The organism is Pontibacter cellulosilyticus (genome assembly GCF_014306105.1).
GTDB classification, from domain to species: Bacteria; Bacteroidota; Bacteroidia; order Cytophagales; family Hymenobacteraceae; genus Pontibacter; species Pontibacter cellulosilyticus.
Genome location: NZ_JACRVF010000001.1, coordinates 482,063 through 505,390, shown reverse-complemented (window position 1 = coordinate 505,390; position 23,328 = coordinate 482,063). Strand labels below are relative to the sequence as shown.

The following is a 23,328-nucleotide window of genomic DNA, read 5'->3' as shown; positions in this document are numbered from 1 at the left end:
CTTTTGAAGTTAGAACAGAAGAGATTCCGCGAACGCGAATGCAAGTATCAAGATTAGAAATTAAGGGATTCAAGAGTTTTGGCGACCGTGTCGTGATAAACTTCGACAATGGCATTACAGGTATTGTCGGGCCGAATGGCTGTGGCAAGTCCAACATTGTGGATGCTATTCGTTGGGTGCTTGGTGAGCAGAAAACCCGTAACCTGCGATCCGACAAAATGGAGAACGTGATCTTTAACGGCTCCAAAACCCGTAAGCCCACGCAAATGGCAGAGGTATCCATCACCTTCGACAATAACCGAGGCGTTCTGCCAACAGAGTACTCTCAGGTTACTGTAACCAGAAAGTATTTCCGGAATGGTGACAGCGAGTACATGCTGAATGGGGTTACCTGCCGCCTGAAGGATATAAATGAGCTTTTCCTGGATACGGGTATCGGCTCCGACAGCTATGCTATCATCGAACTGAAAATGGTGGACGAGATCCTGAATGACAAGGAAAACTCGCGCCGTTTACTTTTTGAGGAGGCAGCCGGTATTTCCAAGTTCAGGGTGCGCAAAAAGCAAACCCTCAAAAAGCTGGAAGAAACAGATGCCGACCTGGAGCGCGTAGAAGACGTTCTTTTCGAAATCGGGAAGAATATGAAAACGCTGGAAAGACAAGCAAAACAAGCTATTAAGTATTTCCAGTTAAAGGAAGACTACAAGAAACATAGCCTAGAGTATGCACGTCGAAACATTTCCCAGTTTCAGCATACTTTAGAACGACTGCAGCAGGATGTGCAGCACGAAACCGAGCTGAAAGAAGGCTATGTACTGGCTGTAACAGAAGCAGAAGATGCCATCGCAGACCAGAAAGAGGAACTGAACCGTACGCAGCAGGAGCTGGCCGAAAGCCAGAAAACCATGCAGGTGCAAACGGCCAAGCTTCGCCAGCTCGAAAATGACATTAAACTGAAGGCTGAGCGCAGCAACTTCTTAAAGGAGCGCATGCAGCAGCTACGCCAGCAGATTGGCCAGGACACAGCGAACCTGGAGCACACGCAGCAAAGTATACTTGAACTGAGAGATGAACTGTTGGAGGTGCAGGATAAGTTTGCAGAGTCAGAAGAGCAGATGGCAGCCGTAAAGGAGCAACTGCAGGAGGCCAACGAGCAAAAGGCAGACCTGCAGGAGGCGCACCAGGCCATTGTACAGCAGCACAAGAACAAGCAGAACGAAGTATACCAGCTGAGCAAATCCCTTGAGATCGGCCAGGTACAAATACAAAATATCAATCAGGAGCTGGAGCGGTTACAGCAACAGCAACTGAATGCCGATGAAGACGGCCGTATGCTTCAGGAGCAACTACAGGAAGCACAGCAGGTGCTGGAAGAGAATACCTCCGAGCTGGTAAGGCTTCAGGCACATGAGGAAACGCTGGCACAGCAGATAGAAACTACCGAAGCTGGAATTGAGGAGCTTAAAAATCAGCTGGTAGAACTTAACCGTACCCTTGACTCCAGGCAAAATCAGTATAACCTAACAAAATCTCTGGTAGAGAACATGGAGGGTTTCCCAGAGGCAATCAAATTCCTGAGCAAGTCAGACAGTTGGGCCAAGCCTGCCCCACTCCTATCAGACATACTTGTTTGCGAGCCTGAATATAAGCCACTTATAGAGAGTTATCTGGAGCAGTACATGAACTACTTTGTGGTGGATGAACTGCAGGATGCCGTTGATGCTGTAAGCTTGCTGAAGAGCGAAAACAAAGGCCGCGCCAACTTTATTATACTTTCTGAGATTGAGGAACTGGAGCCAACTGCGACCTTTTCCGAAGGGAAACTAAAAGCCGCCTACGAGGTAGTTTCTGCAGACAAGAAATACAGCAGCCTGATGAAGTATATGCTGCGTAATGTGTTCATCAGCGATGATGATGAGGAAGAGCTATATGGCAGCGAGTATAAAACCATTATTCTAAAAGATGGTAGCGCCATACGTAAGCCACTCAGTTTATCGGGTGGCTCTGTTGGAGTATTTGATGGTAACCGCCTTGGCCGCAAGCAAAACCTGGAGAAGTTGGCTACAGAGGTTGCTGAATTACAGGAGCAGGTAGATCTGATGCAAAGCCGCATCAATACGCAGCATCAGATCCTGCAGAACCACCGCAACGAGTCTAAGAAAGAGGCTATCAAGCAACTGGAAAAAGATGTGGCAAAAATGCAGCAGGATCTGCTTACCGTGCGCATCAAGTATGAACAGTACCAGCAAAACCTGAAAAACTTCGACCAAAAGCGCGACGAGCTGCACGAAAGACTAGTAGAGCTGCGTGAGCAAAGTATGGAAGTGTCGCCGCAGGCGGAGGCTGACATGCAGGAGCTTAAGCGCCTGGAGCAGGAGATCTCTGATTTTGCGGTGCAACTGGAACAGCAGCAGGAACAGGTTGCTGTGATTTCCGGCAGCTATAACCAGGAGAACATACAGTATCATCAGCTCAAGAACCGCTTTAACAGCTTACAGCAAGAGATAAGCTATAAGCAAAAGTCGGTTGAGACAAATCAAGAGCGCATTGATAATCTGAAAAGTGAGCTCGCCAAGTCTGAAGAAGAAACGCTAGAGTCTACTGCCTTCATTGAAGAAAACGAGGCTGTAGTAGAAACCATGATCGAAGCACGCCGCGAGTTTGGCCAGCAATTAGAGGAAATTGAGAAGAAGTACTTTAGTTTACGTGGTGAACTTGACGAGAAGGAGAAGACAATACGTGAGCTGCAACGCAAACGCCAGAACTCCGACGAATTGTTGATGCGCATGCAGCAAACCATGAACGACACCAAAATAAAGCTGGTGTCTATTCAGGAAAGATTGGCTGCCGAGTTCAATATTTCTACAGAGGAGTTTACCGCTGCCCCACCACAAACAGGAGAACTGCTACCATTAACTGATGACGAACTAAATGGTCATATCGCATCAGTAAAATCGGCACTGGACAAAATGGGGCCGGTTAACGCCATGGCTGCAGAAGCTTACGCAGAGATCGAAGAACGCAACAAGTTTATAACAGAGCAGCGCGACGATCTTCTGAACGCCAAAAACACCCTTATAGACACGATAAATGAGATTGACACGGTGGCAAAGGAGAAGTTCATGGAGTCGTTTGAGCAAATTAAGGATAACTTCAAGAATGTATTCCGCAGCCTATTCACCGAGGAAGATAATTGCGATTTGGTAGTTTCTGATCCAAAGAACCCGCTGGAATCTAAGATCGAAATTATGGCGCAACCGAAAGGCAAACGCCCGTTAACAATTAACCAATTATCTGGCGGTGAGAAAACACTTACGGCAATCTCATTGCTGTTTGCGATCTACCTGCTGAAGCCGGCACCTTTCTGTATTTTTGATGAAGTGGATGCTCCGCTTGATGATGCAAACATCGACAAGTTCAATAATATTATCCGCAAGTTCTCAGGCGAATCGCAGTTTATTGTGGTTACGCACAACAAGCGCACAATGGCCTCTACAGACGTAATGTACGGTATTACCATGATCGAAGCAGGCATCTCTAGAGTAATCCCTGTTGATTTACGTCAGATCGCTTAAGTATAAACTCAAGTTTAAAAGTAAAGGGCTCCTGAAGTATAAATCAGGAGCCCTTTTTGTTTTGAGCAATACAGTTAAGCTATACTAAAGCGTCTATCTCTTTTTGTACATTTTTTGGCAGCTTAGATTTAATTAAAGTATAACTCTGCTTAACATAAGTATACCACTCCGCACTTGTCAGCACACCCCACTCCTGCACATTAACCCATTTATTACGTGCCATGTAAGGTGCCGGAATAATACCGGGCTTAGCTACCATTTCATCAAACTGCTCATCCACAACCTTAAATGAAACAGTATGCGGTGCATCTATACTTGTAACGCAAAACATTTTGCCTCCAATTAAAAAGCAAAGATCTGCACCCCATTTTATATCCTCTGTTACACCAGGGAGCCTCAGGCACAGCTCTCTTAACGCTTCAATATTCATACTTATAATTCTACCTCACCCCCTGCTCCGGGTATTTAGCAGTTTTGGTTCTGTAAAAATCCATGATGGCTTCGATGTCTGCCTCTATATCTCCTGTTGGGTAAAAAGCAGGGCCAACGCCAGCTTCTTTTTTAGCATAGTCGAGGTAGCCGAGAATAATAGGAACACCCGCTCCCACGGCCACATGATAGAAGCCTCTGCGCCAGCGTGGCTGGTACTTACGTGTTCCCTCCGGGGTTACCATAACACAGATATCACCAGGATTCTCTTTAAAGAGTCTGATCATAGCATCCACCATTTTTGTGTTCTTTGATCGATCAATAGGCAGTGCGCCCATGGCTTTTAGCAGACCACCAAACGGAAATCGCATAAACTCTTTTTTGATGGTATACCTGATGGGTGCATCCATGAGGTAAAAGGCCGCGCGTGCATACACAAAGTCCCAGTTGCTGGTATGGGGTGCTGCAACCATTACGCAACGGCGCAGCTCAGGTGCAAGGTTACCATTAAGCCTCCAGCCGGATATTTTAAAGAATAACTTGGAGAGTAATTTTCCTATCATGTAAAGTATGTATATCTGTTAACGCAAAGGTAAAGCCATTACGTTAATAAAAGTATAAATACATACTTTTTAGCTTATTTACAATGCCCGCTTAATAACGTGTGCCTTTTTGCGCAACAGGTAAGCCTGTATACCCACACCCAACACAGGACCTATAGAAGTATACTTTTTATCGCCTAGTGTCTGCTGAAAGTAACGAACACTGAGCGTTGGCTCTATTGAAAATTTCTCGTTAAAAAAGAAAGCATATCCTACTCCTGCCGAAGTTTCAAACAGGTTATACTTGTTGTTTGCTGAGAAATTGTCAAAGCCTACTGTAGTGGTTAGTTCACCGAAAACACCATTGTCGAGATAGTAACGCACGAAAGGTCCCATCAACCCGAAGGTATGATTGTCTGGCTTGTTTTGTTCAGCGTCTGACGTGATTCTTGTACTTTGATAATCAATAGTTACATCCAGGCCAACTACCAGATCATGTAACACAAAGTAGCCGTTCTTGGCTCTAAACATCACATTGATCTTACTCCCCTCGAGTGTTTGCTGGGAAGAAGAAAGTTCGTCAGTTGTTTTGTAAGCGGAAGCATGTAGTGTACCGCCAAGCATAATAGAACCTTGTTTAACTTTGGCTTTAATTAAGTAGCTCTCGTTTTCTTGAGCAAAGGCTATACAAGGGATAAAAAGGAGAAGGAGTAATATTTTACGCATAGTATATAAGGGTTTTAATACTACCCGTATTGTACGTAACTTTACCCGTATAAAGTTGAATATTTTTTATGTTTTCACATTAATTTATTTTGGAGGCTACCTGTTTAGCAATTGCCAGATATTTTTCTCTAGTTTAAGCGTATACCTGTAGCCAATATCGAAGATCTCATCTGCCTTTCTGAAGTTTGTCAGACGGTAATATTTTAGCTCAGGAGGCTCTATCAGTAGATCGCAAAGCGGCATGCGAAGCTTTACATTGTTGTTGATGGCAAGCAGTAGCGTCCGTTCGATCATCGACCTGATGTTGGTGATCTTGGCCTGGTGGTTGATTGGATTTACATGGACACCGATCTTAATATCGCAGTTCTTATGTAATGGGTCTACAGGCATGTTATTAAGCAGGCCACCATCGTTTAGCACCTTTCCCTGATAAAGTATAGGTTGGTACAAAATCGGAACAGCAGACGAGGCTAACAAAGGTTTTATCAACTCTCCTGAAGAAAAGTAAGCTGTAACGCCCTCATTCATTTCTGTGGCACTGACCACGACTGGAATCTTAAGGTCTTCGAAGCGGATGTGAGGACCCAAATGGTTGATGTAAAGTTTCTCCACTTCCTCGAGGTGCAAAAAACCCGCTTTGCCAAAGGCTGGCCTTACAATCTTGAATACACTCAGCTCCTTTATCAGCTTTAGTATCTGATCGGGCGTATAGCCTGCCGCATAAAGTACCCCAGCAATTGCACCGGAGCTAACACCAGAGATCATACTGATCTTAATGCCCAGTTCATCAAAAGCCTTCAGCACGCCAAGGTGTGCTATTCCTCTTGCTCCTCCACCAGAAAGAGCCAAGCCGATACGCATGCTATAGTTCTTTAAGCGAGAATGTATCCTTCAGGCGTACGCCTTTGTCAGTTTGCTGTACCGTACAGCATTCATTTACCGGGTCGTGCTCAAAATATAAAACAAGATCCTCTGCGGCAGCCATATTCAGGAAGGCTGCTTTTTCTTCTAAGGTTAGCAATGGTCTGGTATCATACCCCATGACATATGGCAAAGGAATATGACCCGCAGACGGTAGCAGGTCAGCCATAAATGCCACCTTTTTTCCTTTATAAGGGATGATTGGAATCATCATCATATCGGTATGGCCGTCAGCGTAGAAGATTTCAAAATGCGAAAATGGTGAGGCAGCAGATGGATCAACGAACTTAAGATGCCCGCTCTCCTGCATTGGAAGTATGTTCTCTTTTAAGAAGGATGCTTTTTCGCGGGCGTTAGGTTTTGTAGCCCACTCCCAGTGGTCCGCATTAGACCAATAGGTAGCGTTAGGGAATGCAAGCTCTAAAGATCCGTCAGTTCTCTTATACTTTACGCCGCCTCCGCAATGGTCGAAATGCAGGTGCGTCAGGAAAACGTCTGTTATATCTTCGTGTGAAAAGCCAGCCTTGTGCAGAGACGAAGTGAGATTGGTATCTCCGTGCAAATAATAATGGCTGAAGAACTTAGCGTCCTGTTTATCTCCGATACCGTTATCAATAAGTATGAGCCTGTCCCCATCCTCGATAAGCATACAACGCATTGCCCAAGTACAAAGATTGTTTTCATCAGCAGGATTTGTGCGCTGCCACAAAGTTTTAGGTACCACACCAAACATGGCACCTCCATCTAGTTTGAAAAAACCTGTGTCTATTACGTGTAGCTCCATAGAGTAAAAGGGTTATAAAGTTTGAAAGTTATACTTGATGCTTCTCTTAAAGTTATTCTTAGAACCTGATTAGTGTTTGATTTAACGACTTTAGCTATATATAATTTTGTTGACTAGAAAAAGCATTAAATACGATCTGTTCTTTCTCCCGTAGGTTGAAAAGACATAGAATAAGTTAAATCAATAGCTTTCTACAGCTTCTGCTTATTAGCTAAAGTAACAAAACAAAAGAGGTAGCAAAGCAACACATACTTTACTACCTCTCTAATTTTATAGTTTTGTTGAATTCTTAACCTTCTAGTACTACACCCATAGAAGCGAACTTCTCGATACGCTGCATAATGCGATCTTCAGAGTCTATCCCTTCAAGTTCATCCAGTAACTTGATGATCTCTTTCTTCAACGCGCGCATCATCTTATCAGGCTCTGTATGGGCTCCACCAAGCGGCTCTTTAATAATACCGTCGATCAGCTTATTCTGCAACATGTCCGTAGCAGTTAGCTTTAGTGCTTCGGCAGCCTGCTCTTTGTAGTTCCAGCTTCTCCAAAGTATAGACGAGCATGACTCCGGTGATATTACCGAGTACCAAGTGTTTTCCAGCATCATTACCCTGTCGCCGATAGCAATGCCAAGCGCACCACCCGATGCTCCCTCACCTATAATGATACAGATAACAGGCACCTTCAGCATGAACATCTCTTTCAGGTTACGGGCAATTGCCTCCCCCTGTCCGCGCTCTTCAGCCTCCAAGCCAGGAAATGCTCCCGGTGTATCTATGAATGTTACGATCGGTTTACCGAACTTCTCCGCCATCTTCATTAAGCGCAGGGCTTTGCGATAGCCTTCCGGGTTTGCCATGCCAAAGTTGCGTATCTGTCGCTGCTTTGTGTTTCTCCCCTTCTGCTGCCCGATAAACATCACACTTCTGCCGTCTATCTCACCGAAACCACCTACCATGGCTTTGTCGTCGCTTACAGTACGGTCGCCGTGCAGTTCTACAAACTTGCTGGAAATGCCGTTAATATAGTCCAGCGTATAAGGCCTGTCAGGGTGGCGAGAAAGCTGAACACGCTGCCAACGCGTTAAATTAGCATATGTCTCCTTTTTTAAGTTCTTGATTTTCTCTTCAAGTGCCTTTACTGCTTCCGATACATCAACCTGGCTCTCATCGGCCAGTTTTTTCATCTCCTGCAGTTTATTCTCTAAGGCAGCAATTGGCTGTTCGAAATCTAAAAGCATATTCTTTCGCTGTTTACAGCTACAAATTTAACAGTTATCCTATATCGTTGTAGCGAAAGCTGAAATTTATCCGGGATTAAAAAATAATTTTATTGAAAATGAAGCTTTTACAATAAATGCACAAAAATATAGCGCTAAAAAGATGCTTAACACTTGCACAATCAAAATTAACGCTATACTTTTGTATCACTTTAACGCACGAAGTTAAAGAAAAGACAAAAGGTCTGGTAGTTCAGTTGGTTAGAATGCCGCCCTGTCACGGCGGAGGTCGCGGGTTCGAGTCCCGTCCAGACCGCAGATTAAACCCCTGCGGTTAAACAAAAAGAGCAAAAGGCTCTTCACATTTCACAGAATTGGTCTGGTAGTTCAGTTGGTTAGAATGCCGCCCTGTCACGGCGGAGGTCGCGGGTTCGAGTCCCGTCCAGACCGCTCTTAAAGAGCCTGAGGATTAATTTCTTCAGGCTCTTTTTCATTGTATGTTGGTTATCATTAAATAAGCTGTTATCTTTCACTTCACACAAGCCAATATATTAATCTATGAACAATATACTTGAGGAAATATTTGAAAATAAAGAGTTTGTAAACTTCGAAGGTCAAGTTATAAAAATACATTCAGAGACCAATAAATCCCAATGTGAATTTCTGCAGCAAATAATTTCTCAAAACAAATTTTCAAAATCAATTGAGATTGGTTTTGCTTTTGGTACCTCTACACTTGCTATAGTTGAGGAAATTGAAAAGAATAAAGGAAAGCATGTGGTAATTGACAAATTTCAGCATAGTGACTGGGGAGGTAATGGATTAAATTTAATTAAAGCTGCAGGATACGAGTCTAAAATAGAGTTCTTTGAGCAGTTTTGTTTTGAAGCTTTACCAAAATTGATGTTTGAAGGTAGAAGATTTGACTTTGCCTATATAGATTCGACAAAGCAGTTTGATTGGATTCTTGTAAACTTCTTTTATTTAGATAAACTTTTAGAAATAAATGGAGTAATTGTATTTGACGATGTAACATTTCCTGGAATAAGAAAAGTGCTAAGATACATATCTCAGTTCCCAAATTATAAAGTATACTCTCAACATCCCAAAAATCACAAACCTTCAAAAGCGAGGAGTCTAGCTGGCCTATTAAAACTTTTGCCTCTTGCTGATAAGTTGATTAAGGACGAAATTTTAATTTCTGATTCGAGTCTTCAAATAAACTCCGGATGTGTAGCAATAAAAAAGATTAGCGAAGATACCAGGAATTGGGATTGGCATGTTAGCTTTTAAAATTCTGAGATTAAGGCGATATAATTACCATTTAAATTTAAAAAAGGTAAACTGTAGTAGTTTACGAAGAGGCTTTAGAAACCGTGTGTAAAAAGGAGGTTTAAGACCATTGATTAGCCATGCCCTATAGTCCTCCTGATTTGCTAATAAACGGTTCTTGAATGTGCCATTGCTCTTCCCGCCCACTCGCATCTTAACTAATTTGCTTGGAATATAAGTTGTAGAAACATCATTCTTGTACAGATATCGCAACATCAGTTCATAGTCAGCAGCACTTTGTAAATAGGTATTATATAAACCAAGCTTTTCATAAATAGTCCGTTTTACATAAAAGGTTGGGTGCGGAGGCATCCAGCCATAACGAAAACTAATTTTCTTATACTTCCCAGATATCCAGTTCCGGATAATCCTACTTGTGTTTTGCTTATCAACGTAAAGCAAATCCCCATAAACACTCTCAGTATTTGCGCTCAGAAAAGCATATACAATTTGTGTAACTGTCTGTTTAGAGTAAAAAAGATCATCAGAATGCAGTAAGCCTATCACATCACCAGTAGCAAGACCAATCCCTTTATTAATAGCATCATATAGCCCGTTATCCTTCTCCGAGACAAACTTTGAAATACGGTCACCATAGCTTTTGATGACATCAACCGTTCCATCTGTAGAAGCTCCGTCTACTACTATATACTCTATATCCGGATACGTCTGACCAAGCACAGAATCTATTGCATCGGCTATTGTTTCTGCATTATTAAAGACAATAGTAATGATGGAAACCTTCATAAATTAAATTGAAAGCAGCAACGGAAACTTATCACTCCTTTTTTAGTCATAATCATTATATATACTAACGCTCCACCACAAAATTTTCCAATACCAGCATATCCATTTTAGTACGCAGGAAGCAGTCTAATGCTTCTTTTGGGGTATTTACAATAGGTTCATTCTCATTAAAAGAAGTGTTCAATAGTATAGGTACATTTGTCTTAACACTAAACGCTTTTATCAGGTTGTAGTACCGCGGGTTGTTTTCTTCATCAACTGTCTGTAGGCGGCCTGTGCCATCTACGTGCGTTACAGCTGGTATCTCAGCATGCTTCTCCTTACGAATCGGGAACACCTTTTCCATAAAGGGCACATTATCCGTTATCTCAAAATATTCGGAAACATGTTCTTTTAAAATAGACGGTGCAAAAGGTCTGAAGCTCTCCCGGCGCTTGATCTTAGCATTCAACAGGTCTTTCGCATCTGTTCTTCTAGGGTCTACGATAATAGAACGGTGACCTAAAGCGCGTGGACCAAACTCTGCCCTTCCCTGGAACCAACCCACGACACCAGCATCCAATAAGCGGCTGGTAACACGCTCGTACAATTCTTCATCAGAGTAACGGGTATAGGCAATATTCTGCTCCTTCAGGAAAGCTTCAATCTCATCGTTACAGAAACGGCTCCCTGTTGAGGCATGGTAAATAGGCTGCAGGCGAGACTGCTCTAAGACATGGTTGTACAAGTATAGGGCAGAACCTAGCGCAGTACCGGCATCATGACCAGCAGAAGGAATATATAAGCTCTCAAAAGTAGTTTGCTGCAGCACCTTGCCATTGGCTACCGAGTTCTGAGCTACACCACCAGCAATACAAATGTTCTTCAGACCGGTTCTTTTCTGCAGATGATTCAGAATATGGAATATCAGTTCTTCTGTAATACGCTGCACCGAGGCAGCCAGATCTTTATGGTATTGCGTCAGTTCATCCTCTTTCCCCCTTGCAGGTCCAAACTTCTGCACCATATAGTCAGAGAAAATAAAGCCAATAAGTGGCTCGCCACCTTCCCAACTCATTTGCACCCCTTCCTTTACATGGCGGAAGTATTTGGTATTCAACTCGAACAGGCCATTGTCTTTGAATATTAAAACATCACGAAGCTGCTTAACCATTGTCGGCGAACCATAGGGAGCCAGGCCCATCACTTTGTACTCATCGCCATACTTATCAAAGCCCAAGTATTGTGTAAAAGCAGTATAAAATACACCTACAGAATGAGGATAGATAACCGTATCTAATACTTCCAGTTTATTGCCACGGCCCACACCAATCATAGTAGAGGTAAAATCACCAAAACCATCAATGGACAATATAGCGGCCTCATCAAAAGGAGAAGCAAAAAAGGCACTTGCCATATGGCTTCGATGATGCTCTATGTTTTTTATTTCTGCTTTTATTTCTGAAACAGGCACCCCTAGCGCCGTAGAAAGTTCCTCCTTTACATTTGCTACTTTCTTCGTATTAGCTAATCTGTCTATTAGGGTCTTAGCGCTTACTAAGTTTTTAGCTGCATGTATCAGTTTCTTATGTATGTTGGCAGACGGATCCCGGGAGATGGTAACATAATCTACATCTTTTATACTGATGCCAGCCTCTTTCAGGCAAAACTTTATTGCTTCACTAGGGAAACCTGCCCAATGCTTTATTCTCCTGAAACGCTCTTCTTCCGAAGCTGCAATAACCTCCCCATCTTTCATAATGCTGGCAGATGAATCGCCATGGTAAGCATTTAAGCCAAGTATATACATATTCTGATAAGCTATAATCTATGATAATTTTTAAAGAGCATTCTAATCTACAATATTAGCAATTTGAAGCTAATAAGCTTGTTAAAGTATAAATTTAGTTATCTCCAATTGTGAGCTATTTTTCCGGAACTGGATTTCTCCTCTAAGACTGACAACTTAAGATTTTTATTGTCATTTCGACTTCTGGAAAAATCTATCCGGAATCAATGCAGATGGAGTTCTATAAAGATCTCTCCTATCGTCGAGATGACAGAAAAGACTATGCTGATAAACAACGCAGGAATGGACCATTCATATAATACTGACTTTTGAAATTAAAGAAACAAATTCCTCAGGTCGAAAAGAGAGCTACGTTAGCATCAACAGAATCGTTTCTTTCCATAAAGTCCTTTGCGTAAGAAAAGGCTTTACAAGAGAAAACATTAAATTCTTCCTCGTCCATTTTCACAAAGGTTTCAATTGCATCAATAAAACTATCCTCATCTGTCAAGGGAAGATCATACCCTACTCCTAGTCCCTGCAGGTTTCTCCAGGGAGTTTTATCGCTTATCAGTACCGGGCGACCTGCTGCTAAACTTTCAAGTATGATATGGCCGAAGTTTTCCCCTCTTGTTGGCATAAATAGCAGGTGGTAATTTTTGAGCTTTTCGGATACCAGGTTATTTTCGATGCTGCCATGATACTTAACCTTCACATTGGCGGGCATTTGACTAATCACTTCTAGGCACTCCTGCCAATAAGGTTCGCTGTATACAGGGCCGAACATATCAAATGATATTTTGCCACTTCCCTGGTATCGGCTTAATACCTCAAGCGCATACCTGGTGTTCTTTTCAGGTGATATCCTGGCAACGCTGATCATACGTAGACTTCCAGCGTTCTTTGCGCTAACCGTCTGACTCTGGTCTGTCAGTTTCTTTGGTAAATTAGGTGCGACTTTTACCTGAACCGGACTTCCAAGTATAGCCTTGATATCTTCCTGCTCAACTTCGTTGGTTGCATGAAAAACAACACCTTTATATAACCCGACAGCTTTTGCCACAGAAAAAAAGAGTTTTTTTTTGCCTCCCTTAACAGTAACTGAGCCGGCAGCAAACATCCCTCTGCCTGCTATCATGATCTGCTTAGCTCTCAGTATATATGCAGAGATCAATGGGAGGATAGAAAAGTAGAACGAATAGACACCATTAATATAGAAAACATCAGCCTCTACTCCTTTTATTACCCGATACAGACTTGTCGGTGATAGTTTTGCCTTTGAGAAATAATACACATGCACGTTTTCCTCTAGTTGATTCCAGCAATCAGAAGTTATGCCTTGGTAAGGAGTGTCGGAGCAATAGTCAGTATCCCTTGTAATTACCCAAAACTCAAAAGAATCCTTGAGGTGGGCTATCAAATTGGCACAAGATTGAATAGGACCACCGGCTTTGTATCCCGGCACAAACCAATCTATAGTTATTAAAATACGTCTCTTTTTATTCAATGCCATTTTTTTCCAGCCAGTTCTCCAACACTACCAGGTACCACACTCTTGCCCAGGTAACAGTTGGGTCCTGACTGATAAAAGATTGCCATAATCCAAATACTGCTGCAGCATTTAGGAGGTCTCTTTTTGCCAGGTTGTTTAGTTTAGCCTCACAAAAGCTATAAAGCTCACTCCGTAGCCATTCCTTCCAGGGCAGCGTAAAACCCATTTTTGGCCTGTTTACTATTTCTGGTGGCAACAGCTCTCCTATTGAGTCTACCAAGAGCTTCTTAGGTGTGTGCGGGTATTTGAATTTGTCAGGCACACCCAGCACATATTCTACCAACTCGTAATCCAGAAATGGTACCCTAACTTCCAATGCATGTGCCATGCTCATCTGATCCGTGTCCCGGAGCAGGACATTTTGCATGTACGTATGCATCTCTGCAATAGACACCTGGCTTAAAAAAGGCAAAGCATCACTATTCCCTCTATTCTTTAGCAAACTTCCGGCTACGATCTGCTGTACCTTGTTAGCAGCCAGAATATTGCCACCTGTTAAGCCTGCTATATAACCTTTGTCCAGCATTTGCCGGCTTATACTATACACTTGGTCCAAGCTCCACTCAGGTAGCTGAAGTAACTGCTCTATCTTATTTGATGCCACACCAGGCCTGAATTTAGAGAGAGAGGCTCCGGCTGCACGTCTTACGAACAGCGGCACAGCATCTAACCAGGCAAAACGCCTTAAGCCTAACAGGCGCTGAAACACGTCGTATCCACTAAACAGTTCATCTCCTCCTAATCCTGACAGAGCCATCGTGATACCGGCTTCCTTTGTAACTTTCGAAACAACAAACGTATTCGGGCCATCCCCACTCGGGTGGTCCATGTCCTGTAAAGCAGCCGGTATGAGCTCTAAAAAATCTTCAGGTCGAAGTTTAATCTCCGTATGCTGCGTTTTAAACTTACGTGCTATAGCAGCGGCATATTTTGCTTCACTAAACTCCTCCTCCTCAAAACTAACGGAGAAAGTCTTCACCTGGTGCGCCGCACCCTGGCTCATCAGACCCACAATTATACTGGAGTCAATTCCTCCTGAAAGAAAAGCACCGAATGGTACGTCTGCCACAAGCCTACGCTCGACTGCTTTAAGAAGCAGGTGGTTTACTTCCCTTTTAACTTCGCTATAAGACTGGCTGGCTGCTCTGTCAGAGAAATTATTCTCTGGACTCCAGTATTGCTTTATACTTGCTTTGCCATGCCTCACCAGCATCATATGCCCGGGTAGCAGCATAAACACATCAGCAACCATGGTTTGAGGAGCATGTACCGTCTGATATTGCAGGTAATCCCCTAAAGAGACTTTATCTATTTTCCTGGGAACATAGCCTGATTTCAATAACGCTCTTATTTCCGAAGAGAAGAGCAGCATTTGGTCTTTTTGGTAGTAGTATAAGGGTTTTATACCTAACCGATCCCGGGCAATAAAAAGCTCCTGTTTGGCCTTATCCCAAATTGCAAAGGCAAACATCCCGTTAAAATGATGCACACAGTCTGTGCCCCAGCGTTTATATGCAGCTAGTATAACTTCAGAATCTGTATGTGTAGCATAGGGATAATCTGATAGCTCTTGCTTCAGCTCTCTGTAATTATAGATCTCCCCATTAAAGATGAGCATTTCATTGCCATCAAAGCTAAGCATCGGCTGATGGCCGGCAGCGGAAAGGTCAATAATAGAAAGGCGGTTCTGCCCGAGTGCAATATTTGGCTCAGCAAATACACCGCTGTCATCGGGACCACGATGCGCAATGGCCCTGTTCATAGTCATTACCAGATCATGACCCTTTTGCGTATCCTCTAAGCCAATTATGCCATTAATGCCGCACATGCTACTTCTTAATTTCTTCTAAAAATTGATTTAGCCTGGAAGAAAACCTCTCAAAGCCAAATTTATCCATTACCCTTCGTTGCAGGTCTCGCTTTTGATCTAAGGACATTGGGTCTCTTAAAAGGGCTACAGTTGCATCTGCTAACTCAACTGAGTTTGTAGGATCAATTAGAGTGCCTAGCTTTCCATGATCCAGTGCATCAACACTTCCATCTGCATTACCGGCAATAACTGGTAAGCCACAAGCCATTGCTTCTATATACACAATACCAAAACCTTCTTCACGGCTTGGCATGGTATAAACGTCACCTAATAGAAAATGATCTGTTAATTCTACTTCAGGAACAAAACCTGTTAAAAGTACATGATCTTCAACACCAAGCTCCTTTGTAAGCGAATTTATACGACGATATTCTCCCTGATCGTATTTCCCGACAATAATATATTTAACATCAGGAAAAACTTTAAGTATAGCTGGTAACGCTGATATAACAGTATCATATCCCTTATACCCCTCCAGAGAGGATAGCCGACAAACAGATAGCAAAACAGGCCATGTTTCAGATACTTTGTATCGCCTGAGCAGATATTCAGGTTTTAAAAAGCTGGAAGGAAGTTTAAAATATGGATCAAGTGTATTAGGAAAGACTGAAATCTTACTTGTAGATAGTTTATGCCTTTCAATTAATTTTTGTCTTGTGAAGCTACTTACAGAAAGAATATGGTCAGACTTTATCAGCATTAGTCTCTTCAGTTTCGACAGATCGTACCATACATCTATACCATGCGCAATACAAACGAGAGTCAACTTAGGACGCAGCACTTTAGCTAATACCCCAACTAACGAGAGATTAATATGTCCAGTAATTAATATATCAGCTGAAAGAGCCGCCTTTATTGTATCAAGCAAATATTGTATTCTTTTGCCGGCATATCCTGTAAATTGTGAAGCTTTCACGTATTTTAAATCACCTGAAGCATCATAAGCAGAACTAACCTTTACCTTCGACACAGATGAAGAATTCAATAATGCTTTCATAAAAGCTTTATTGAATTTCTCTATTCCGCCATGCCCCTTGAAGGAAGTTAGATATGTAAAGAGTAATTTCAAGATTAGAGCTTGACCTTAAATATATTTTTGGCTACCCAATATACTAAATAGATAACGACTGCAGCTTTCGTCACATGATTAATTCCAGTTGTTATATCGCTTTCTGCTTTGATTGCTTGTTGAAATAACAGCGGAATCCAAAGAATTAAGGTTGGGGTAGTAAAAGAAAGTTTTGATACTAAAGAAAGTACAGCAGCGTAGAGTAAACCAAGAAAGAACATAAATGTAGCACCACCCATTGTTGCAAAGTTTGCATAGGCTTCACCGATAGGACTAAGATCCATACTAGTGCCTTCAACAAGTATTAAACCAGAGTATTTTTCAAAGTACTCGGCGCCACCAGAAGTAACTTTATCAGGTGCTAAAAATCTAGGCAATAATGTAGCTACTACTCCTTCCATTATTGTTTCACCTCTGGCGTGGTCCTGGTATTTTGGTGTATAAGCCATAACGTGCCCAACTATCCAGCCCTGATTTATCCTATAAATAAAATTATGAATATTTCTTTCGTTAAATAGCCCTTCTGATGCTATTCTGGTTTCAAAAGAAGACTCTAGCAAATCTACCTTAGAGACCTGCTCTGTTACTTCTCCTCCCCAGATAGCACTTCTGTAGTCACCTTTAATAGCCTGTACAGCAAAAACGAAGACAAATCCCAAACAAAGTAAGCTAAACTTTGTAAACAATTTTAGCTTAAGGTTCAATGCCAAAAGTAGAAAAGTAAATGCCAACCACAGCAGCAGTTCGTGGAACATACTTGATGTAAAGGCATCTAAGAACAAAAAGAAAAAAACACCAGCAAAATATAGGTATTTGCCATTATTATTCGACAATAGGACATAAAATGCTCCTACATATTTAAGACTACTTAACAGGTAAAAAAAGAATGCAAGGCTACCAGGAAAAAGCGGCCCCAGATATGAAAACAAAAAACCGGTAAATATTAAATATAATCCTACCGAATGTTTTTCATTTAAATAAGTTTTCAATTTTGCTATAAGCTGTGCTTCATTAACATATTTATCATTAATACTATATAAACCTAACGCAAATAAAAGGACACCCGGAATAGCTAATGCGAAATATACATCCTGAGGTACAGGCATATAATAATAATCAAAAGGATCGAGAAGGCTATAACTTAGGAAAGGCCCAAGGACCCATTGTACTGTTGCTATCATAAATGTTAATGACCTAATACCGATAGTTTTACCAATTTCTAATAAGAAATTTACAACTGAAAATGCAGTAACAGTGATACACAGTAGTACCGGGTCATGGTATCCAGACATGATACCTGAGAGGAGTAATCCACATATGATTAGTATATTATATTTACTACTCATAATGGTGTTATAGAAGATTGTTTGAAAAAGGAAATTATCTCTTTGTAAACATCTTCTGCATTATAGTTTGTCTCTATAAAAGGTAAATTATTTCTACTTACAAGATCTACAGCATTTACTAATTTAAGTTCTTTGAAATTTAACTTTAAAACTTTAGGTACAGAGTTTTCTTTAATGTATGAATGGCTTCCTTTTAATTCTTCAGGAAACCAAACGTCCAGTCCACAAGCCAAATATTCAAAGAGCTTGTTTGGCGCATTATATATATAATTAAAAGAGTGACCTCTATAAAGAATTAAACCTGCATTGTAACCTGCTAGTATAGAAGGTATTTTATAGTAGTCAACTCCCTTCATAAGCCTTATAAATTTTGGCTTTAATTTATTTAAGTAAGTCTGAACAGAGTCTTTATAGTTATAAGAAAAAACATCAAGAGTAAAATTACCATCCTGTTCTTCCACCCATTCACATACCTGTTCAAAATACATGTTCTCTAGGTCTAAAGATCCTACATAAACTAATTTAAATGGATTAATAGCAGTTCTTCGGCTTTTGCTCAGCCACTTTTTAGGTGGATAATTAGGCATCACATGCAACACATCTTTATTAAAGATATTATTTTCCTCTGCAAACTTGTCTAATCTAACAGTATTTGTATGAGAAATCCATTCAAGAAGATTATAATTAAGTTTTTCAATTCTATGTGCAAATTGTACCAGTTTCATCTCCTCCTGATATTGTTTCTGAGAAGTGTATTCATGATAATGAGCAAAAACGCGAACACCATGTCTGAATCTTTTATAGAGTAGGGCTGGTAAGGAAGAGATCGATTCATAGTACAACATAGTTCTAGGCCTTTCCCAGATAATTAAGCCTAAGGCAATTAAATAGTAAATTGCATATTTTAAAAGCCTTGATAGCTTTATCTCATTATGCTTAGGGTAAGGTAATCTGTATATTTTAATATTGTTTGTTGAAGCTTTTGTGTCTAGTTGCTTAACTCCATGATAAGTTGTAATTACACTAACTCTGAACCCTCCATCTTCATTAAGTACATCCAATAAGTTTAATATTGGAGGATAAAACTCAACAGGAGAATAGTGTAATATTATTAAATTACTCTTCATATACACAAACCTTCCTTAGTATAGTCTCTACTATAGATCTATAGTCATATCCTGAGGAGAGGACACGCTTGCTGCCCCTCTGCGCTATAGCAGACAACTCAGCATTATTTTCAAGGTAATATTTTATAAGTGAAGGGATCTGACTAGAATTATCGAAAAAGATGGCTTCTTCTTCAGTAAAAAACTGACGTGTTTCTTTATTTACTTCAGTTAGTAGCGCTGTTCCACATGCAGGTATCTCAAATGTCCTAGTAGTATGTAATTCTGGCACCCATTTTGATAGTAGTCCTAAACCAATAAGTGAACCTGAAATCAGCTTAGCATACTTATCTCCGTAAACACCGTCTCCATAATATACTAAATATTTATTGTCACAGTTTTTTCTGGCAAAACTGCCCCATTTTATACCAGCTAGTTTAACTGTTATTTCGTTGTTTAATAACTCCTGAATTATTTCCCCTCTTTCTTCTTCAAAGTGGCCCAAGAAGCAAACGCCTGACTTCGCAGTATCAGTTATTGGTTTATGTACGCTTGGATCATAGCCCTGTGATGTTAATAACAATTCTTTTACACCGGCATCATAGTAGTTTGCTATCTCATAAGATTTTGTTGTAACACAGAGGTCATACAAATGTATGTGCTTATAAAAGAGTGTGGATCTATGGTAAGCAAAAGCAGGGTCAGGTGTAAAGTGAACAAGCATTCGTGCTGCATTCCTTAACAGCTTTGCCGTTTCAGGAGTTACAAACTTAGCCTTATCAACCCATACTAAGTCATAAGCATTCGACTGCAGATTATGCTTGATATATTGGTTGATGTTTTTAATCAATGGACCTATATTATATCTCCATCCGACTGAGCGAAACAGTTTCTGTGTAGACATTATAGGTATAGAAATATTAATAGAATCAGCTTCAGAATCTTTGAGTAAAGATTTTAATATATTAAATCTCATCAAAGAAGTACTACCCGGTTCAAGCTGACCTACATACAAAACTTTCATTATCAATCAAAAGGCACTCTAATGATGAAACATAATTTTCGGTGCTAAATTTACTCTTCATAACGCTTACTGCATTTTCATAAATTTCTACGGCCCGATCATCTTTATCAATCAAATTTATTATTTTACTACATATCTCCTCTTTCCAAGCTGAATTATCATTAATCATGTAGTTTGATAGTCCTAATGTGCTAGCAATCTCTCCGATACCACCTTTATTAAAGCCAATGAAATAAGTTTTATAGTCTAAAGCTTCAAAAAATATTCTTCCCAAAGCCTCTATTGTACTTAGATGGACAGCTACATTAATCTTTGAATAAATCTCCTCTTTAGCTTTAACAAAGCCATGGAAAGTAACTTCTACATTTTCAAGGGTAGAAATATTATTTAAACAGGCCAGTACTGATTGCTCATTAGAATCTATTTCACCGAAAAAATGAAAATGGAACTTATTAGGATAGTAGTTATCTACATGCTCTATTAGCGACTGTATTTTAGGTAAACCCTTAGTATTTGTTATTCGCCCTATGAAACCTACATTGATCAGGTGCAAATGAGGTTTTAAAAATTGGTAAGAAGCACTGTCTCCATTATTTGAATCATAAAGATCATAAATAAGAGCGGAGTCATAACCTTCAAGTTTTAACTTATCCTGTATAAAATGAGAAATACTAATAAGTCTAACATTACTTTTAAGTTTCTGCAGTCTGCTTTTGAGTGTGTCTTCCACAATCCTAATATGTACATAGAAGAGGTTTTTAGGAAACAGTGTTGCCAGTAACTTCACATACCTTATATGTCCCCCTTCATTAACATATACAGTTCTGGTTTTCTTTAATAAAAGAAGAAAGAAGATTTGAAAGTAAAGCATAATATGATTTGAAAAAACCATATGTATATGCCTGTTTGTCTCCTGCCGTAACACGTCAAACAATATACTATTAGAAGGGCAAAAAACTAAATAGTCTTTATTAGAATTTTTTAGAAAGTCTTTTAATACTTGTTCACTTCCATACAGCTTCCCGGATGGACTGACAATACAAACGTCTGTTTTAGCTTTCATACGTATTGACATGTATGAGCTTGTCTATAAAGTTAACCTGTGTATGATAGGTATTTTCAAGGGCCAGCAGTAAACGTTCCTTCTGAAGGCTAAAACTATTCCAATGCGAGAGGTTATCAATTACTTCATTAAACAATTTTTCATACTCCTCCCTATCATCCAAATGTGGAACCGCTATTAGCTCCCCTATACCTGCGTATGCTTCTATACTATAAGAAATCACAACCTTACCTGTACTCAGATACTCCAGTATCTTATGTGAATTCGAACGGTCAGAAGTACCATGGGCGAGATCATACAATAGAATAAAAACATCAATATCACCTATCATTGTAGGTATTTCGCTAGCAGGTACTGCTCCATAGAGCTTTACATTAGGCATTTCTTCTAGTAATTTAACAAAAGTGATTGTAGCCTGATCTTTACTACCTGCCAGATTACTCCCCTCCAGACTATATGGCCCCCAAAAATGAAACTCTAATAGATTATTAGTTTTAATCAACTGAAGCAGAAGTTCTCTGTCCATCTCTTGTCGTAATAAATTACCAACATAACCAATTTTCACAGGCTGGCTTTGTGTGGTTGTCACAAACTCATTTAGATTCTTGAGCTTTTCTGATGCCTGTTGTGCAAATGATTGACTAAGACCGTGATTAATAAAATGTGCAGGTGTGTTTACAGAATTAAAAGCAGATAAAATCTTCTGTGAAACACTCAGTACTATATCTGCAGAAGCAGCTGGCTTAATCTGATAGCGGTAAACGACAGGATCTACCGGATGATAAATTGCATAAGAAGCCCCAAACCATTTAAGATTAGTGTATAAATTGGGGTCAAAACACCAGACGATATCAACCCTCTCACCAATTTTACTCATTAATTGCTTTAACTGTACCTGCATTAGCGTGTCGTACATCCACCTAAACTTAAAGCGTAGCGAAGTATTAAAGAATGGCCTATACTTTAGTTCAATTAAACCCTCTTGCACTTGATGAGTATGAAACTGCTCTTCCAAGGTATAATCAGGAGGAGATAAAAAAATAACTTTGTTGCCACGCTTTACCAATTCTACTGCATAGTGGTGCTTGGAAACGAATAGCTTACCCCATGGTTGAGGTGAAATAAGTAGTATTGTTTTATCCTGTAACATCAGCAAACGAAAACTCCTTCACAGCCTCAGTCACATAATCCATCTGCTCAGGCGTTAATTCAGGGTAAAGCGGTAAAGACAAAAGTTCATTTTGATACTGTGCTGCTACCGGAATAGTATCAGCTGTATAACCCAAGTAATTGTAAGCCGGTAGTAAAGGTAAAGCTGTAGGATAATGAACAGCTGTCTCAATGCCCTGCTCCTTCAGGTACGCCTGAAGTGAGTCACGCTGTTTTGTTCTTATGGCAAACACATGGAAAGTATGGACTGTATCCGGTCTTACTGTTGGCAATATAATCCCATCTACTCCTTTTAGCTTTGCCATATAGTAACTGGCATTAGTAATTCTGTTTTGAGTCCAGTCATGAATGTGCTGTAGTTTAGCTTCAAGTATAGCTGCCTGTAGTCCATCAAGACGGCTGTTGATGCCTTCCATCTGATGATGGTGTTTTTTTAATGCTCCATGGTTTGCATACATCCTGCACTTTTCAGCCAACGCATCGTCGTTGGTCAAAATACATCCCGCATCGCCATAGGCACCCAGGTTTTTTCCCGGATAAAAACTAAAAGTAGAGGCAATTCCAAATGTACCGGCAAACTGCCCGTTAAAGGAAGAAAAGTGAGACTGAGCGCAATCCTCAATCAGGTACAGGTCGTGCTTCTCACAGATAGCCTGAATAGCTTTGATATCTGCCATTTGCCCATGCAGGTGTACAGGTATTATAGCTTTAGTCCGAGAAGTTATTTTTGCTTTAATCTGCTCTGGATCAATGGTATAGTAAACTGGATCAATGTCTGCAAAAACAGGTCTGGCACCGGCCTGTGTAATAGTTTCAGAGGTAGAAATCCAACTATTTGCCACCGTAATTACCTCATCACCGGCGCCAATTCCCAGCATTTTAAGTGTAATGTAAATGGCGTCTGTGCCATTAGCCACGCTTACACAATGTTTTACACCATAAGCATTTGCAAAGGCCGTTTCAAAAGACCTGACATACTTCCCACCGATAAATGCAGTATCTCTGATTACGTTCTCTATAGCTGTGTCAATTTCAGCTTTTATGCTCTCATACTGCGCATGCAGGTCTACAAAAGGTATGTGCAT

The 23,328-nt window shown here is 40.6% G+C and carries 19 protein-coding genes and 2 tRNA genes; 4 read left to right on the top strand and 17 right to left on the bottom strand.

The window, feature by feature from the left end; all coding sequences use genetic code 11:
- Window positions 1-38 precede the first annotated feature (38 nt).
- Window positions 39-3,575 (top strand): chromosome segregation protein SMC, encoded by a 3,537-nt coding sequence (gene smc, locus H8S84_RS02180; RefSeq protein WP_187065637.1) that lies wholly within the window; start codon window positions 39-41, stop codon window positions 3,573-3,575.
- 79 nt (window positions 3,576-3,654) lie between these two features.
- On the opposite strand, the gene H8S84_RS02175 is transcribed toward smc, so the two are convergent.
- From H8S84_RS02175 to H8S84_RS02150, 6 genes are all read right to left on the bottom strand, one after another.
- A complete protein-coding gene (locus H8S84_RS02175) occupies window positions 3,655-4,005 on the bottom strand; it encodes an MmcQ/YjbR family DNA-binding protein (RefSeq protein ID WP_187065636.1) in 351 nt (116 codons plus the stop codon).
- A gap of 10 nt (window positions 4,006-4,015) precedes the next feature.
- Entirely contained in the window at window positions 4,016-4,567 is a 552-nt protein-coding gene (locus H8S84_RS02170; protein WP_187065635.1) for a 1-acyl-sn-glycerol-3-phosphate acyltransferase, read from the bottom strand.
- A 78-nt stretch (window positions 4,568-4,645) separates the two neighbouring features.
- Window positions 4,646-5,272 carry a hypothetical protein gene (locus H8S84_RS02165; protein WP_187065634.1) on the bottom strand — a complete coding sequence of 209 codons (627 nt, stop codon included), beginning with the start codon at window positions 5,270-5,272 and terminating at the stop codon, window positions 4,646-4,648.
- 96 nt (window positions 5,273-5,368) lie between these two features.
- Complete coding sequence (locus H8S84_RS02160; RefSeq protein ID WP_187065633.1) at window positions 5,369-6,133, bottom strand: patatin-like phospholipase family protein; 765 nt, start codon at window positions 6,131-6,133, stop codon at window positions 5,369-5,371.
- A 1-nt stretch (window position 6,134) separates the two neighbouring features.
- Complete coding sequence (locus tag H8S84_RS02155) at window positions 6,135-6,977, bottom strand: MBL fold metallo-hydrolase (RefSeq protein ID WP_187065632.1); 843 nt, start codon at window positions 6,975-6,977, stop codon at window positions 6,135-6,137.
- A 289-nt stretch (window positions 6,978-7,266) separates the two neighbouring features.
- Window positions 7,267-8,217, bottom strand: coding sequence for an acetyl-CoA carboxylase carboxyltransferase subunit alpha (locus tag H8S84_RS02150; protein WP_187065631.1), 951 nt, complete (start codon window positions 8,215-8,217; stop codon window positions 7,267-7,269).
- Window positions 8,218-8,438: 221 nt separating this feature from the next.
- Between H8S84_RS02150 and H8S84_RS02145 the strand changes: the two genes are divergently transcribed.
- The 3 genes from H8S84_RS02145 to H8S84_RS02135 all read left to right on the top strand — a co-directional run bounded on the left by H8S84_RS02145 (window position 8,439) and on the right by H8S84_RS02135 (window position 9,489).
- Window positions 8,439-8,512 (top strand) — tRNA-Asp (locus H8S84_RS02145).
- Window positions 8,513-8,572: 60 nt separating this feature from the next.
- Window positions 8,573-8,646 (top strand) — tRNA-Asp (locus H8S84_RS02140).
- Between the two features lie 108 nt (window positions 8,647-8,754).
- Complete coding sequence (locus H8S84_RS02135) at window positions 8,755-9,489, top strand: class I SAM-dependent methyltransferase (protein ID WP_187065630.1); 735 nt, start codon at window positions 8,755-8,757, stop codon at window positions 9,487-9,489.
- Between the two features lie 24 nt (window positions 9,490-9,513).
- On the opposite strand, the gene H8S84_RS02130 is transcribed toward H8S84_RS02135, so the two are convergent.
- The 11 genes from H8S84_RS02130 to H8S84_RS02080 form a co-directional block, all read right to left on the bottom strand.
- Window positions 9,514-10,275: a glycosyltransferase family 2 protein gene (locus H8S84_RS02130; RefSeq protein ID WP_187065629.1), complete on the bottom strand. Its 762-nt coding sequence runs from the start codon at window positions 10,273-10,275 to the stop codon at window positions 9,514-9,516.
- A gap of 64 nt (window positions 10,276-10,339) precedes the next feature.
- Window positions 10,340-12,064, bottom strand: a complete 1,725-nt coding sequence (locus H8S84_RS02125; RefSeq protein ID WP_187065628.1) for a carbamoyltransferase family protein — start codon at window positions 12,062-12,064, stop codon at window positions 10,340-10,342.
- A 331-nt stretch (window positions 12,065-12,395) separates the two neighbouring features.
- The gene (locus H8S84_RS02120) at window positions 12,396-13,556 is read right to left on the bottom strand and encodes a glycosyltransferase (protein WP_187065627.1); all 1,161 of its coding nucleotides are present in this window, start codon (window positions 13,554-13,556) and stop codon (window positions 12,396-12,398) included.
- Complete coding sequence (asnB, locus tag H8S84_RS02115) at window positions 13,543-15,423, bottom strand: asparagine synthase (glutamine-hydrolyzing) (protein WP_187065626.1); 1,881 nt, start codon at window positions 15,421-15,423, stop codon at window positions 13,543-13,545. Before asnB ends, H8S84_RS02120 begins: the two co-directional genes overlap by 14 nt.
- Before the next feature lies 1 nt (window position 15,424).
- A complete protein-coding gene (locus H8S84_RS02110) occupies window positions 15,425-16,534 on the bottom strand; it encodes a glycosyltransferase family 4 protein (RefSeq protein WP_187065625.1) in 1,110 nt (369 codons plus the stop codon).
- A 2-nt stretch (window positions 16,535-16,536) separates the two neighbouring features.
- A complete protein-coding gene (locus H8S84_RS02105) occupies window positions 16,537-17,826 on the bottom strand; it encodes a hypothetical protein (protein ID WP_187065624.1) in 1,290 nt (429 codons plus the stop codon).
- Window positions 17,827-17,876: 50 nt separating this feature from the next.
- Complete coding sequence (locus H8S84_RS02100) at window positions 17,877-19,007, bottom strand: glycosyltransferase family protein (RefSeq protein WP_187065623.1); 1,131 nt, start codon at window positions 19,005-19,007, stop codon at window positions 17,877-17,879.
- A complete protein-coding gene (locus H8S84_RS02095; protein WP_187065622.1) occupies window positions 18,997-19,962 on the bottom strand; it encodes a CgeB family protein in 966 nt (321 codons plus the stop codon). The genes H8S84_RS02100 and H8S84_RS02095 overlap by 11 nt, the downstream gene beginning before the upstream one ends.
- 19 nt (window positions 19,963-19,981) lie before the next feature.
- Entirely contained in the window at window positions 19,982-21,073 is a 1,092-nt protein-coding gene (locus H8S84_RS02090) for a glycosyltransferase (RefSeq protein ID WP_187065621.1), read from the bottom strand.
- Window positions 21,063-22,223 (bottom strand): glycosyltransferase family protein, encoded by a 1,161-nt coding sequence (locus tag H8S84_RS02085; RefSeq protein ID WP_187065620.1) that lies wholly within the window; start codon window positions 22,221-22,223, stop codon window positions 21,063-21,065. Before H8S84_RS02085 ends, H8S84_RS02090 begins: the two co-directional genes overlap by 11 nt.
- On the bottom strand, window positions 22,210-23,328 hold the full coding sequence (locus tag H8S84_RS02080) for a DegT/DnrJ/EryC1/StrS family aminotransferase (RefSeq protein WP_187065619.1): 1,119 nt from the start codon (window positions 23,326-23,328) through the stop codon (window positions 22,210-22,212). The genes H8S84_RS02085 and H8S84_RS02080 overlap by 14 nt, the downstream gene beginning before the upstream one ends.

Excerpts from the sequence above, each read along its gene's own strand:
- smc (WP_187065637.1), top strand. The coding sequence starts at position 39 with ATGCAAGTATCAAGATTAGAAATTAAGGGATTCAAGAGTTTTGGCGAC.
- H8S84_RS02175 (WP_187065636.1), bottom strand. The coding sequence starts at position 4,005 with ATGAATATTGAAGCGTTAAGAGAGCTGTGCCTGAGGCTCCCTGGTGTA.
- H8S84_RS02170 (WP_187065635.1), bottom strand. The coding sequence starts at position 4,567 with ATGATAGGAAAATTACTCTCCAAGTTATTCTTTAAAATATCCGGCTGG.
- H8S84_RS02165 (WP_187065634.1), bottom strand. The coding sequence starts at position 5,272 with ATGCGTAAAATATTACTCCTTCTCCTTTTTATCCCTTGTATAGCCTTT.
- H8S84_RS02160 (WP_187065633.1), bottom strand. The coding sequence starts at position 6,133 with ATGCGTATCGGCTTGGCTCTTTCTGGTGGAGGAGCAAGAGGAATAGCA.
- H8S84_RS02155 (WP_187065632.1), bottom strand. The coding sequence starts at position 6,977 with ATGGAGCTACACGTAATAGACACAGGTTTTTTCAAACTAGATGGAGGT.
- H8S84_RS02150 (WP_187065631.1), bottom strand. The coding sequence starts at position 8,217 with ATGCTTTTAGATTTCGAACAGCCAATTGCTGCCTTAGAGAATAAACTG.
- H8S84_RS02135 (WP_187065630.1), top strand. The coding sequence starts at position 8,755 with ATGAACAATATACTTGAGGAAATATTTGAAAATAAAGAGTTTGTAAAC.
- H8S84_RS02130 (WP_187065629.1), bottom strand. The coding sequence starts at position 10,275 with ATGAAGGTTTCCATCATTACTATTGTCTTTAATAATGCAGAAACAATA.
- H8S84_RS02125 (WP_187065628.1), bottom strand. The coding sequence starts at position 12,064 with ATGTATATACTTGGCTTAAATGCTTACCATGGCGATTCATCTGCCAGC.
- H8S84_RS02120 (WP_187065627.1), bottom strand. The coding sequence starts at position 13,556 with ATGGCATTGAATAAAAAGAGACGTATTTTAATAACTATAGATTGGTTT.
- asnB (WP_187065626.1), bottom strand. The coding sequence starts at position 15,423 with ATGTGCGGCATTAATGGCATAATTGGCTTAGAGGATACGCAAAAGGGT.
- H8S84_RS02105 (WP_187065624.1), bottom strand. The coding sequence starts at position 17,826 with ATGTCTGGATACCATGACCCGGTACTACTGTGTATCACTGTTACTGCA.
- H8S84_RS02100 (WP_187065623.1), bottom strand. The coding sequence starts at position 19,007 with ATGAAGAGTAATTTAATAATATTACACTATTCTCCTGTTGAGTTTTAT.
- H8S84_RS02095 (WP_187065622.1), bottom strand. The coding sequence starts at position 19,962 with ATGAGATTTAATATATTAAAATCTTTACTCAAAGATTCTGAAGCTGAT.
- H8S84_RS02090 (WP_187065621.1), bottom strand. The coding sequence starts at position 21,073 with ATGAAAGCTAAAACAGACGTTTGTATTGTCAGTCCATCCGGGAAGCTG.
- H8S84_RS02085 (WP_187065620.1), bottom strand. The coding sequence starts at position 22,223 with ATGTTACAGGATAAAACAATACTACTTATTTCACCTCAACCATGGGGT.
- H8S84_RS02080 (WP_187065619.1), bottom strand. The coding sequence starts at position 23,328 with ATGCACATACCTTTTGTAGACCTGCATGCGCAGTATGAGAGCATAAAA.